Source organism: Burkholderia cenocepacia (genome assembly GCF_900446215.1).
GTDB lineage: Bacteria > Pseudomonadota > Gammaproteobacteria > Burkholderiales > Burkholderiaceae > Burkholderia > Burkholderia cenocepacia.
The window spans coordinates 87,161-99,787 of the sequence record NZ_UAQZ01000006.1; the positions used below are offsets into that span (position 1 = coordinate 87,161).

Sequence of the window (12,627 nt, forward strand, 5' to 3'; positions counted from 1 at the left end):
TTGACTGGCGACGAGTCTATCGTATTTCGCGGCTCGCAAAAGCTGGCTTTCCGGACGATGGTCGCGGCTGCAGCCCTTTGCTATCCTTGGTCATTGTGTTCGCCCGGCCCCGTCGGTGCGAGGTTCCGACGCCCGCCTCATGCTCCATCTCTTCTATTCGAACCGTCACGAAACGCTGGCCGACGCGCTGCTCGAGGATCTGGCCGCGTTCCCGGCCCGCAACGGCCCGTGGGCGCCGCAACAGGTCATCGTGCCGAGCGCGGCGCTGCGTCGCCGCCTCGAGCTCGACATCGCCGCGCGCAATGGCGTGTGCGCGAACGTCGAGTTCACCTATCTCGCGCAGTGGCTGTGGGCGCAGATCGGCCGCGTGCTGACGGTGCCCGCGCGCTCGCCGTTCGCGCCCGACCGGCTGGTGTGGCGCTGCTACCGGCTGTTCGCGCAGGCGGCCGACGGTGCGCCGTGGCTCGCATCGCCGCGGCTCGCCGCCTATCTGTCGGCGTCCGACGACGCGATGCGCTACGAGCTGGCCCATCGTGTCGCGGCCGTGCTCGATCACTACCTGACCTATCGCCCCGAATGGCTGGCCGCGTGGCAGGCCGGCGAGTCGGTGCTCGCGGGCGACGGCGCGCCGCGCGGGATCAGCGATGCCGCGCGCGACGACGAGCGCTGGCAGGCCGCGCTGTGGCGCGCGCTGCTCGCCGAGCTGAGCGACAGCGGCACGCCGCCGGCGCACCGCTTCCTCGTCGAAGCGCGCCATCTCGATGCCGATACGGTTGCGCGCGCCGACTGGCCCGAATCGGTCAGCGTGTTCGCGCTGCCGACGATGCCGCCGCTGCACGTCGCGCTGTTGCGCGAACTGTCGCGCTGGATCGACGTGCGCGTCTATGCGCTGAACCCGTGCCGCGAATTCTGGTTCGACATCGTGACCGCCGCGCATGCCGAGGCGCTCGATGCGGCCGGGCGGCTCGACTATCAGGAAGTCGGTCATCCGCTGCTCGCCGAATGGGGCAGGCAGACACAGGCGCAATTGCACATGCTGCACGAGCTGACTGAAAGCGCGGCGTCGGGCGATGCGTCGCGGTTCGTCGAGAATCCCGCGCCCACCTGGCTCGCGCGCGTGCAGAACGCGATCCTCGAATTGCAGCCGGAGGCCGAAACCGGCGACACGCCGGTCGAGCGCGGGATCGAGGTGCATGTGTGCCACAGCCTCGCGCGCCAGCTCGAGGTGCTGCACGACCGGCTGCTCGCGTGGTTCGACGCCGATGCGAGCCTGCAGCCGTCCGACGTGCTCGTCGCGGTGGCCGATCTGGCCGCGGCCGGGCCGCTGATCGACGCGGTGTTCGGCACGGCCGGCACCGGCGGCGCGCGGGTGCCTTACCGGATCACCGGCTTGCCGCCGTCGCAGGCGAACCCGGTCGCGCGCGTGCTGCTCGACTGGCTCGCATTGCCGGAGCGGCAGGTCGGCGCGCCGGAGCTGGTCGAATGGCTGCGCGTGGATGCGGTGGCCGCGCGCTACGACATCGACGCGGCCGCGCTCGAAACGGTGCAGACCTGGCTCGCGGCCGCCGGCGCGCGGCGCGGGCTGTCGCCGCGCGCGAGCGACGACGCGGCCGTGCCCGCGCCGCGCCATACGTTCTCCGATGCGCTCGCGCGGCTCTTTCTCGGCTATGCGATGCCCGAAGGCGCGGCGCCGATCGGTGCGTGGTTGCCGATCGAGGCGGCCACGGGCAGCGAGGCGGAACTGCTCGGCCGGCTTGCACGGTTCACCGACGATCTCGACGGCTTCGCGCGGCGGCTCGAGGAGTCGCACACGCCGCGCGGCTGGAGCGAACTGTTCGCCGACACGCTCGCGCGCTTCTTCGATTCGGGCGCCGCGTATGCCGACGCGCTGGCCGGCGTGCGCGACGCGCTCGATGCGATGCTGGCCGCGATGACGGAGGGCGCGCCCGACGAGGCGTTGCCGGCGGCCGTCGTCCGCGCGGGGCTCGCCGCGGCGCTCGACGATCCGGCCCGCGGCGGGGTGCCGTGGGGCGGCGTCACGTTCTCGTCGCTGACGAGCTTGCGCGGGCTGCCGTATCGCGTCGTCTGCCTGCTCGGGATGGACGACGGCGTGCTGCCGAGTCTAGCGCGCGCGGACGAATTCGACCTGATGGCCGTGCTGCCGAAGCTGGGCGACCGGCAGCGCCGCGACGACGAGCGCAATCTGTTCCTCGACCTGCTGCTGGCTGCCCGCGACCGGTTGCTGATCGCCTATACGGGCCGCAGCATCCGCGACAACGCGCCGTTGCCGCCCGCGGCGCTCGTCGACGAGCTGCTCGATCATCTGGCGCTCGTCACGGCCGGGCCCGACGCCGCACCGGATGCGGTCGAAGCCGCGCGGCGCGCGTTCATCGTCGAGCATCCGCTGCAACCGTTCGCGGCCGCGTATTTCGAGCCGGGCAGCGAACTCGTTTCGTACGACGCCGAGCGGGCCACGCTCGCGTCGCTGCTGGCCGCCGAAGCATCGCGCGATGGGCCGCGCGAGCAGCCGTTCTTCGCGCAGCCGCTGCCGGCCGAACCGGTCGAGCCCGTTGCGTTCAGCGAATTCGAACGTTTCTGGCGGCATCCGGCACGCGCATTGCTGCGCGGCCGGCTCGGCATCATGCTGGCCGACGCGCAGGCCGAACTGCTCGATACCGAGCCGTTCGCGCTGGATTTTGCCGGCAGCGACGCGCTGGCCGAACGTGTGCTGCCGCTCCTGATCGAAGCGGGCGACGGCGGCGTGTACGATCACGCGCTGCGCATCGCGGACGCGAGCCCCGAACTGCCCGGCGGCGCGACGGGCGCGGTGTGGCGCGACCAGGCGCTCGGTTCGATGACGCAGCTTGCGTCGAACGTGCGTCGTGCGCTGGCCGACGGCATCGAGCGGCGGCCGTTCTCGCTCACCGTCGTGCCGAAGTGGCCCGACGCCGAACAGGCGCTGTTCGGCGCCGACGACGCGATGCTGGCGGCCGACGCGGTGAGTGCGCCGCTCGAACTACACGGCACGCTGAACCGGCTGACGGCGGCCGGGCAGGTCATCTATCGCTATGCGCGGCCGAGTGCGCGCGACTACCTGTCCGCGTGGCTCGCGCATCTCGTCTACTGTGCGATCGAGCCGGGCGGCCCGCGCCGCACGCTGTGGTTCGGCAGCGGCGGTGCGTTCGAGCTGACGCCCGTCGCGGCGCCGCTCGAGCGGCTCGCGCCGCTTGCCGCGCTGTTTCGCGCGGGGCGGCGCATGCCGCTGCGGTTTTTCCCGCGCAGTGCATGGGCGCGGGTGTCCGACGGCGAGGCGAAGGCCGCGAGCGTGTGGATCAACGAGCGGGTCGTGAGCGAAGCCGACGATCCGGCCATCGCGATCGCGTGGCGTGGCGCGCATCCGTCGCTCGACGAACCGTTCGGCACGCTCGCGCGGCTCGTGTTCGAGCCGCTCGTCGAGCATCTGAAGGAGGTCGCATGAGCGCCGTGTCGCAGCCGCAGGCGCTCGAACTCGACGTGTTCGCGTGTCCGCTCGACGGCGTCAATCAGATCGAGGCGTCGGCCGGCACCGGCAAGACCTGGAACATCTGCGCGCTGTATGTGCGCCTGCTGCTCGAAAAGGATCTCGGCGCGGACGAAATCCTTGTCGTGACCTTCACGAAAGCGGCGACGGCCGAACTGCACGAGCGGATTCGCGGCCGGCTCGCGCAGCTCGCGCATGCGCTCGATACGGGCGACGACGGCGGCGATCCGTTCATCGCGCGCCTGCTCGAGACCACGCTCGGCGACGGCGGCGCGCTCGATCCCGAGACGGCCGTGAAGCGAATCCGGCGCGCGTTGCGGGCGTTCGACCAAGCCGCGATCCATACGATCCACGCGTTCTGCCAGCGCGCGCTGCAGGAAGCGCCGTTCGCGGCGGCGATGCCGTTCGCGTTCGACATGGAGGCCGACGATGCGTCGCTGCGCTTCGAGCTCGCGGCGGATTTCTGGCGCACGCGTGTCGAACCGGCGGCCGCGCGCTGGCCGGGCTTCGCGACCTGGCTCGTCGAATCGGGGGCCGGCCCGGCCGCGCTCGATGCGCAGCTCGCACGCCGGCTGAAGAAGCCGCTCGCCGCGCTGCGCTGGGACGGCGTGGCCGAGCCGGACGAAGCGGCGGAAGCGGCCGCAGCCGAATGCTTCGCGGAGGCCGCGCGGATGTGGGCGGCCGAGCGTGACGCGATCGATGCGTTGCTGCGCGCCGCGCAGCCCGTGCTGAATCAACGCTCGCACAAGCCGGACGCGGTCGCTGACGCGCTCGCCGCGTGGACGGTGCATTTCGAGCAGGGCGACGCGACGGCCGCGCTGCCGAAGGCCGCGCTGAAGCTCACGCAAACCGCGCTGACGAAGGCGACCAAGAAAGGCGGCACGACGCCCGCGCACGCGTTCTTCGACGTGGCCGACGCGCTCGAAGCGGCCGTGGCCGCAGCCGAGGCCGCGCAGCGCGCCCGCTGGCTCGCGCTGATCGCCGAATGGCTCGACATGGCGCCGGCCGAGCTGGCCGAGCGCAAGCGCACGCGACGCGTCGTGTCGTTCGACGATCTGCTCGCGAACCTGTATCACGCGCTGCACGCGCATCCGTGGCTTGCCGAGACGCTGCGCGCGCGCTATCCGGCCGCGCTGATCGACGAGTTCCAGGATACCGATCCGTTGCAGTTCGCGATCTTCGACCGGATCTTCGCGCCGGGCGGCCCGCTGTTCCTCGTCGGCGATCCGAAGCAGGCGATCTACAGTTTCCGCGCGGCCGATCTGCACACCTATCTCGCCGCGCGCGCACGGGCGAGCGCGTGCTACACGCTCGCGGTCAACCAGCGCTCGACGCCTGCGATCGTCGATGCGTGCAACCGCTTCTTCCTGTCGAATCCGCGCGCGTTCGTGCTCGACGGGCTCGACTACTACGCGGTGCGCGCCGGCACGCGCGTGCGCGCGCCGTTCGTCGACGAAACCGATCCGGGCCCGGCCGGCGATTTCCGGGTGTGGGCGCTGCCGGGCGGCGAAGGCACGCTGCTCAAGCGCGAAGCGCAGGCGCAGGCCGCGCAGGCTTGCGCGGCCGAGATCGCGCGGCTGATGCGCGGCGCACGCGAAGGGCGCGTGCGGTTGGGCGACACGCCGTTGTCGCCGGGCGATATCGCAGTGCTCGTGCAGACGCACCGGCAGGGTAGCCTCGTGAAGCGCGTGCTGGCGACGTGGGGCATCGGCAGCGTCGAGCTCGCGCAGGCGTCGGTGTTCTCGACCGGCGACGCCGAGCAGCTCGAACGCGTGCTGGCGGCGATCGATGCGCCGGGCGACCTGCGGCGTTTGCGCGCGGCGCTCGCCTCCGACTGGTTCGGCCTCGATGCCGGTGCGCTGTGGCGCATGGAGCAGGGCGACGGCGGCGCGCCACCCGGCGCGTCGGCGGCCGACAGTGCCGATGCGATGAGCTGGGTCGAGCGCTTCTCGCGGTATCGGTTGCTGTGGCGCGAACGCGGCTTCGCGGTGATGTGGCGCACGTTCACGCGCGAGCTGCGGATCGCCGAACGGCTGATGGCCGGCGCGGACGGCGAGCGCCGCGTGACCGACATCAACCATCTGGCCGAGTTGACGCAGGCGCGTGCGTCCGCGCAGCCCGGCATCGCACCGACGCTGCGCTGGCTCGCCGCGCAACGGCTCGACGGCGGCGGCGAGGAAGCGCAATTGCGGCTCGAATCCGATCGCAATCTCGTGCAGATCGTCACGGTGCACAAGTCGAAGGGGCTCGAGTACGCGATCGTGTTCTGTCCGTTCCTGAACGACGGTGCGCTGCGTGAGCCGCCGTCGTCCGCGTTGCCCGATGCGCGCGAGTATCACGACGAGGCGGGCGATGCGGTGCTGCATTACGGGTGCGATGACGAAGCGGCCGCGCACGCGGCGCGGCAGGCATTGCGCGAGCAGGCCGCGGAACGCGCACGGCTCGTCTACGTCGCGCTCACGCGCGCCGTGTATCGCTGCTATGTCGTCGCCGGGCCGTACCTGTCGTCGCGCTCGACGCGCGAAGCGCGGCGCAGCGTGCTCAACTGGCTCGTCGCCGGTGCCGGCCATGCGTTCGACGCGTGGCTCGACGAGCCGCCCGACGAAGCCGCGCTCGAGGCGGCATGGCGCGCGCTCGCCGGCGGCCCCGTGTGCGTCGCGCCGCTGCCCGTGCCGGCGCGCCGCGAGCGTGTCGCGGCCGGGCACGACGCATCGCAGACGCTCGCCGCGCGTCATGCGACGCGCGTGCTGCGCGATGCATGGCGGATGGCGAGCTTCAGTTCGTTGACCGCATCGATGGCGCGCGAGGAGGCGGGCGTCGCGGCCGTGCCCGACGACGAACTGCGGCCCGATCACGATGCGCTGGCCGCGGTGACGCCGGACGGCGAACTGATATTGGCCGATACGGTCGCGGCCGAGCCGCCGGATGACGACATCCTCGTGTTCCCGCGCGGCGCGGCGGCCGGCGAATGCCTGCACCGCCTGTTCGAGCTCAGCCGGTTCACGGAGCCCGAGTCGTGGCACAAGGCCGCGCTCGGCGCGCTGCACGACCGGCCGGTCGAGGCCGAGCCGGCGCTTGCCGCGCGCCTGCCGGCGATGATGGCGCGGCTCGTCGACGACGTCGTGCACACCGAGCTGGTGCCGGGCATGCGGCTCGTCGATCTCGATCCGGCGAAGCGGCTCGACGAAATGGGTTTCCTGTTTCCGGCGCCGTCGCTCGACCTGATGGCGCTGCGCCGGCTGCTGGTCGCGCACGGCTATCCGGACGTTGCACTGGAGGCGGGCACGCTCGCCGGTTTCATCAAGGGTTTCATCGACATGATCGTCGAACACGACGGCCGTTTCTGGATCGTCGACTGGAAGTCGAACCACCTCGGCACGACGCCGGACGCCTATGGCCCGCGCGCGCTCGACATTGCGATGGCCGATCACGCGTATCACCTGCAGGCGCTGCTCTATACGGTCGCGCTGCATCGCTACCTGCGCGGCCGGCTGCCCGATTACGACTACGACACGCACATCGCGGGTTACCTGTACCTGTTCGTGCGCGGCGTGCGGCCCGGCTGGCGCAGCGGCGGCGAACCGGCGGGCGTGCATGCACGGCGGCCCGCCCGCGCGCTGGTCGACGCACTCGACCGGATGATGGAAGGGGGCCGCGCATGACCGCATCCGACGACATGCTCGAATTTACCGGCGGCCTCGTCGCGCGGTTGCCCGAGCCGGCCGATTTCGGCATCGCGCTCGCGGAAGGCTTCGCGCGCCGCATCGGCGATCTCGCGCGGCGTGCCGGTGCGCCGTCCGCATCGGCACGCTGGGCGGCGCGCGCCGCGTTCGCGACGAGCCGCGCGACCGCCGGTGGCCACGTGTGCGTCGCGCTTGCTGCGCTCGCGCAGCGTTACGAAGCGCCGCTCGACGAGGTCCGCGCGGCGCTTGCCGCGAGCGGCGTGGTCGCGTTCGGCACGCTGGCACGCGGCGACGAACGGCCGCTGATCGTCGACCGGCACGATCATCTGTACCTGTCGCGCTATTTCGATTACGAACGGCGGCTCGCCGATGCGCTCGTCGCGCAGGCGGGCGTCGCCGCGCCGGACGAAGGCCTGTCGCCCGACCGGTTGCGCGACAGTCTCGCCCGTTACTTCGGGCCGGCTACCGGCGAAGTCGACTGGCAGCGCGTCGCGGCGATCGTCGCGCTGACCGGCCGCGTGACGATCGTCAGCGGCGGGCCGGGCACGGGCAAGACGACGACCGTCGTCGGCGTGCTCGCCTGTCTGCTCGACGCGCATCCGGGGCTGCGCATCGCGCTGGCCGCACCGACCGGCAAGGCCGCGCAGCGGATGCAGGAGGCGCTGCACGCGCGTGCCGGCGATCTGCCGCCCGAGCTCGCGGCGCGCCTGCCCGACACGTCGTACACGCTGCATCGGTTGCTGGGCGGCGGCGGGGCGGCCGGCTTCCGGCATCATCGCGACAATCCGTTGCCGTACGACCTGATCGTCGTCGACGAGGCGTCGATGATCGACGTCGCGCTCGCCGCACATCTGCTCGACGCGCTCGCGCCGGGTGCGCGGCTCGTATTGCTGGGCGACAAGGATCAACTGGCCGCGGTCGAGGCCGGCGCCGTATTCGCGGAGCTGAGCGCGCGGCCGGCGTTCACCGCCACGGCGCGCACGCGCATCGCGCAGGCGCTGGGCGTCGACGAGGCGGCGTTCGTCGCCGCGTTGCCGGTGCCGGACGAAGCGGCGCCGGCAGCGGTTCCCGTTGCGAATCCGGTGCCCGCTGCCGCACGGGCACCGGCGCCGCCATCGGCATCCGTTCCTGTTTCGCGCAGATCGGCGTCTCGGTCGAAAGTCGATACGCGGCAGGCATCGCTGTTCGACGACGAACCGCAGGACGATGAAGTGTCGTCGACCGACATCGCGCCGCCGCCACCCACCGAGTCGGCAACGCTCCTCGATGCCAGCGCATCGGACGATACGCCCGCCTGGATCGAGGCCGACGAACTCGCGTGGCTCGACGCCGTCGAGCTGCCGCCGTTCGATGCGGGCGACGCGGCGCTCGCATCGGTGACTGCTGCATCGCCGTCGGCAGGCGAAGCCGCCGCGGCTGCCGCGTCCGCCATCGCGCCCGCTGCGGCGCCGCTCGCCGACTGCGTCGTGTGGCTCGAACGCAATTACCGCTTCGGGCTCGATTCGCCGATCGGACGGCTGTCGCTCGCGATCCGCCGCGGCGACGTGCAGGCGGCGCTCGATGCGCTGCCCGCCGACGATTCGGCGGCCGCATCGTTTCACGACGATGCGGGCGACACGCTGGCGTCGTCGACGGTCGAGCGGCTCGCCCGGCGCTTCGGCGCATACCTCGACGCATTGCGCGACGCGCTGGCCGCACCGGTGCCCGATCCGTTGCCGCTGTTCGACGCGCTCAACCGGTTCCGGATCCTGTGCGCGACCCGCAGCGGTTCACGCGGCGCGGAGCACGTCAATGCGCTGGTGGCCGCGCACGTCAGGCATGCGGCGCGCGTGCCGCTCGCGGTCGGTGCGCACTGGTTCACCGGGCGGCCGATCATGGTCACGCGCAACGACTATGCGCTCGGGCTGTTCAACGGCGACATCGGCATTGCATTGCCCGACGCACACGGTGTGCTGCGCGTGTGGTTCCGGCGCGCGGACGGCACCGCGCGCGCGGTGTCGCCGGCCGCGCTGCCGCCGCACGAAACGGCGTTCGCGCTGACGGTGCACAAGTCGCAGGGCTCGGAATTCGACGAAGCGGCGCTCGTGTTGCCCGCGTCGTTCGGCCGGGTGCTCACGCGCGAGCTGGTCTATACGGCCGTCACGCGCGCCCGCACGCGCGTGCAGGTAATCGGGCCGCGGCGCGTGCTGGCGCAGGCGGTCGCGACGCGCACGCAGCGCGATTCGGGGCTCGCGGCCCGCGTCGACGAGGCGCTCGCCCGGCGCCGCACGGAGGCTTCGCGATGATGATCCGCTACACGCTCGATCCGGCCGAGGTCGAATGGACGGCCGTGCGCGCGCAGGGCGCGGGCGGCCAGAACGTGAACAAGGTATCGAGCGCGATTCACCTGCGCTTCGACATTCGCGCGTCGTCGCTGCCGCCGGTCCTCAAGGAGCGGTTGCTCGCGCTGTCGGACCAGCGCATCACCCGCGATGGCATCGTCGTGATCAAGTCGCAGGAATACCGGACCCAGGAGAAAAACCGCGAGGCCGCGCTGGCCCGGCTCGATACGCTGATCGGCAGCGTCGCGTACACGCCGCGCGCCCGGGTCGCCACGCGGCCGACGCGCGCGTCGAAGGAGCGGCGGCTCGAGCACAAGTCACGCCGCAGCGTGGTGAAGTCGGGACGCGGGAAGGTGATCGACTGACGAGCGAGGGGCCAGTGCCAGTCGCCGGCGAACCTGCGACGCGCGCGCTAAGTGCGCCGGCTAGCGCATCACGGTTCCCGCGCTGTCGAGCACGAAATCGACGCAGAACACGACGAGCCGGCTCTGCGCGCGGATCGCGACGGCGGCCGTATAGCAGTCGCGGCCTTCCGTCAGCGAGAAGTGCGGGCCCATCAGCGCGACGCGTCCCGGCGCGGCGATCGCACGCTGGAAATACGGGCGCCGCGACCAGTTGCTGTGGGTTTCCGGGAACAGCGGCGCGAGACGGGTGACGCTCGCCTGGCTGTCGTCGAGCGGGGCGCCGATCGACGGCAGGAACTGTTCGCCGGTCTCGTCCGTGACGAACACGCGGCGCGCGGCCGGCACCGCGAACACGCGTTGCGCGGCGTCGTGCAGGTTGCCGCTTGCCGAAAACGCGGCTGCGCCGCCGAGCACCAGCCGTTCGATCGCGTCGAAGCCGGGCTGTTCGGCGACCGCCGGCGTGTGCCGGCGCGCGATGAAGCGTCGCCACGCGGCGTCGAGCATCGCGGGCGCCGCCGCGCTCGCGTGCGCGATCGACGCATCGGGCTGGCCGAACTGGAAACCCTGCACGAAATCGATGTCGGCTTCCATCAGCGCCTGCAGTGCGTCGTCGCTTTCGACGCCTTCGGCCAGCACCATCGCGCCGGCCTGGTGCAGCATCGACACGAGGTGATGCATGATGCGGCGATCGTCGGCCGAGCCGGTCGAACGCTCGACCAGCGAGCGGTCGAGCTTCACGATGTCGGGCCGTGCGCGCCACACGCGGTCGAAGTTCGAGAAGCCGGTGCCGAAGTCGTCGATCGCGATCAGGAAATCGCGATGCTGGATCATGTCGATCGTGCGGGCGAGCGCGGCTTCGTCGCGCGCCGGCTGCTCGACCACTTCCAGCACGATGCGATTCGGCGGCAGCGCGAAATGCCGGCATAGCGCTTCGACGAACTCGCGCTGCACGAGGCCCGTATCGAGCACGCGCGGCGTCACGTTCAGGAACAGCCAGCCGTCGCCGATGCCTTGCGCGACGAAGTTGGCCGTGTGCAGGCAGCGCGCGAGCCGGTCGAGCAGCAGCGCGTCGGCGTCGCCGCGCGTCTTGTCGAACAGCGCGGTGGGCGACACCAGCGTGCCGTTCCCGTCGACGACGCGCAGCAGCGCCTCGTAGCCGACGACGCGCTTGTGCGTGATCGACAGCACGGGCTGGAACACGCTGCGCAAGGTCGTGGTGCGATAGGTGGCGAGCCAGCCCTGGGGTGTCGGCGTGAGGCGTTCGAGCAGGGCGTCGAGCGACAGGTCGCGGGTGGACTTCATGTCAACGGTGCCCGGGAGCGGACGGCGGGGCGGCGGCGCATCGCCACGCCGATGCAGCCGCATGCGCAGGCGGACGCAAAAGAACGTGGGGCATCGAGACCGCCTTCTGCGGATCAGTTTTCCGAGTGTAACGGGATTGCCGCGGCGCGCGTATCAGGGTAACTCCAGACGCAAACGGTACACCGCGATTCCGGCCCGTGCCCGGCGGTGCAGCGAGGGGCGCCGCGTGCATGCGCGCGGTGCATGACCGTCGCGAAACGAAGCGCGCCGCAGCGGCAGATGACAATCTCGCGACAGGGCCTCGGCATGACCGTGCGTCGCCGCGGCGCGACGCGCAGGCTGATGCGGGAAATCCCGGCGGTGGCCGCCGCCGTCAGACGAATGGGGCGAATGCCCGCGCGTCACGATGCGATTCGCAGCCCGTTGGCACACCCGCGTCGCTTCGCCGCCGGCATTACCGCGTGACGGGCGGCCGGCGGCAGTTCGTGCGCCCGGCGCGCCGATCGTCAGGCCGCTTCGCCGCCGCGCGGGCGCACGCCGGGGATCCGCTTGATCACGCCGGTTGCGAGCGCGGTGCCGACGAGCACGATCGCACAGCCTTCGATCATCACGGCCGACACGTGTTCGCCGAGGAACAGCGCCCCCCACAGCAGCCCGAACACGGGGATCACGAACGTCACGGTAATCGCGCGGGCCGGCCCGATATGCGCGATCAGGTAGAAGAAGATGAAATATGCGATGCCCGTGCATGCGACGCCGAGGGCGAGCACCGCGCTCCATGCGTGCACGCCGACCGGCGCGGCCGGCCACGTCGCGATCGCGAACGGCAGCAGCAGGATGGTCGAGCCGATCATGCTGCCGGCCGCGTTGACGAGCGGATCGACGCCGCTGAGCTTGCGTTTCGTATAGTTGGCCGCGATGCCGTACAGCAGCGTCGCGCCGAGGGCGGCCGCGGCGGCGAGCGCGGTCGCGCCGGCGCCCGTGTCGCCGTGCGCATTCGCGATCTGGTTCCACACGAGCGTGAGCACGCCCGCAAACCCGATGACGAGACCGAGCGCGCGCGGCAGAGACAGCTTGTCCTTCAGCCACAGGTAGGCGACGAGCGCGCCCCACAGCGGCGTGGTCGCGTTGATCACCGACGTGACGCCAGCCGACAGCGTCAGTTCGGCGAACGCAAACAGGCAGAACGGGATGCCGGAATTCAGCGCGCCGACGACAAACAGCGGCCACGCATGGCGGCGCAACCGGGCGCCGAGATCGGCCGGTTTGAAGCGCGTCAGCGCGAAGCCCGCGAGAAACAGCGCGCCGATACCCACGCGCAGTGCCATCAGCGGCGCGACGCCGAAATCGACCACGCCGATCCGGATGAACAGGAAGGAGGCGCCCCACAGGGCGGC

At 71.6% G+C, this 12,627-nt stretch carries 7 protein-coding genes; 5 read left to right on the forward strand and 2 right to left on the reverse strand.

What is annotated here, in order from left to right:
* Positions 1-139 precede the first annotated feature (139 nt).
* Genes recC through arfB form a run of 4 tightly spaced genes read left to right on the forward strand, consistent with a single transcriptional unit; the run spans position 140 to position 9,889 of the window.
* A complete protein-coding gene (gene recC / locus DTA15_RS13945; protein WP_020979904.1) occupies positions 140-3,478 on the forward strand; it encodes an exodeoxyribonuclease V subunit gamma in 3,339 nt (1,112 codons plus the stop codon).
* Positions 3,475-7,182, forward strand: a complete 3,708-nt coding sequence (gene recB / locus DTA15_RS13950; protein WP_012492449.1) for an exodeoxyribonuclease V subunit beta — start codon at positions 3,475-3,477, stop codon at positions 7,180-7,182. Before recC ends, recB begins: the two co-directional genes overlap by 4 nt.
* The gene (locus DTA15_RS13955) at positions 7,179-9,488 is read left to right on the forward strand and encodes an AAA family ATPase (RefSeq protein ID WP_006483714.1); all 2,310 of its coding nucleotides are present in this window, start codon (positions 7,179-7,181) and stop codon (positions 9,486-9,488) included. Before recB ends, DTA15_RS13955 begins: the two co-directional genes overlap by 4 nt.
* Entirely contained in the window at positions 9,485-9,889 is a 405-nt protein-coding gene (gene arfB, locus DTA15_RS13960; protein WP_006483724.1) for an alternative ribosome rescue aminoacyl-tRNA hydrolase ArfB, read from the forward strand. Before DTA15_RS13955 ends, arfB begins: the two co-directional genes overlap by 4 nt.
* 60 nt (positions 9,890-9,949) lie before the next feature.
* On the opposite strand, the gene DTA15_RS13965 is transcribed toward arfB, so the two are convergent.
* Positions 9,950-11,230, reverse strand: a complete 1,281-nt coding sequence (locus DTA15_RS13965) for a sensor domain-containing phosphodiesterase (protein ID WP_006483719.1) — start codon at positions 11,228-11,230, stop codon at positions 9,950-9,952.
* A gap of 243 nt (positions 11,231-11,473) precedes the next feature.
* On the opposite strand from DTA15_RS13965, the gene DTA15_RS38565 reads away from it, so the two are divergent.
* The gene (locus DTA15_RS38565) at positions 11,474-11,695 is read left to right on the forward strand and encodes a hypothetical protein (RefSeq protein WP_006483715.1); all 222 of its coding nucleotides are present in this window, start codon (positions 11,474-11,476) and stop codon (positions 11,693-11,695) included.
* Positions 11,696-11,736: 41 nt separating this feature from the next.
* On the opposite strand, the gene DTA15_RS13975 is transcribed toward DTA15_RS38565, so the two are convergent.
* On the reverse strand, positions 11,737-12,627 hold an 891-nt coding region (locus DTA15_RS13975), incomplete at its 5' end, for a DMT family transporter (RefSeq protein WP_146774345.1).

Excerpts from the sequence above, each read along its gene's own strand:
- DTA15_RS38565 (WP_006483715.1), top strand. The coding sequence starts at position 11,474 with ATGACCGTCGCGAAACGAAGCGCGCCGCAGCGGCAGATGACAATCTCG.
- DTA15_RS13965 (WP_006483719.1), bottom strand. The coding sequence starts at position 11,230 with ATGAAGTCCACCCGCGACCTGTCGCTCGACGCCCTGCTCGAACGCCTC.
- DTA15_RS13955 (WP_006483714.1), top strand. The coding sequence starts at position 7,179 with ATGACCGCATCCGACGACATGCTCGAATTTACCGGCGGCCTCGTCGCG.
- recC (WP_020979904.1), top strand. The coding sequence starts at position 140 with ATGCTCCATCTCTTCTATTCGAACCGTCACGAAACGCTGGCCGACGCG.
- recB (WP_012492449.1), top strand. The coding sequence starts at position 3,475 with ATGAGCGCCGTGTCGCAGCCGCAGGCGCTCGAACTCGACGTGTTCGCG.
- arfB (WP_006483724.1), top strand. The coding sequence starts at position 9,485 with ATGATGATCCGCTACACGCTCGATCCGGCCGAGGTCGAATGGACGGCC.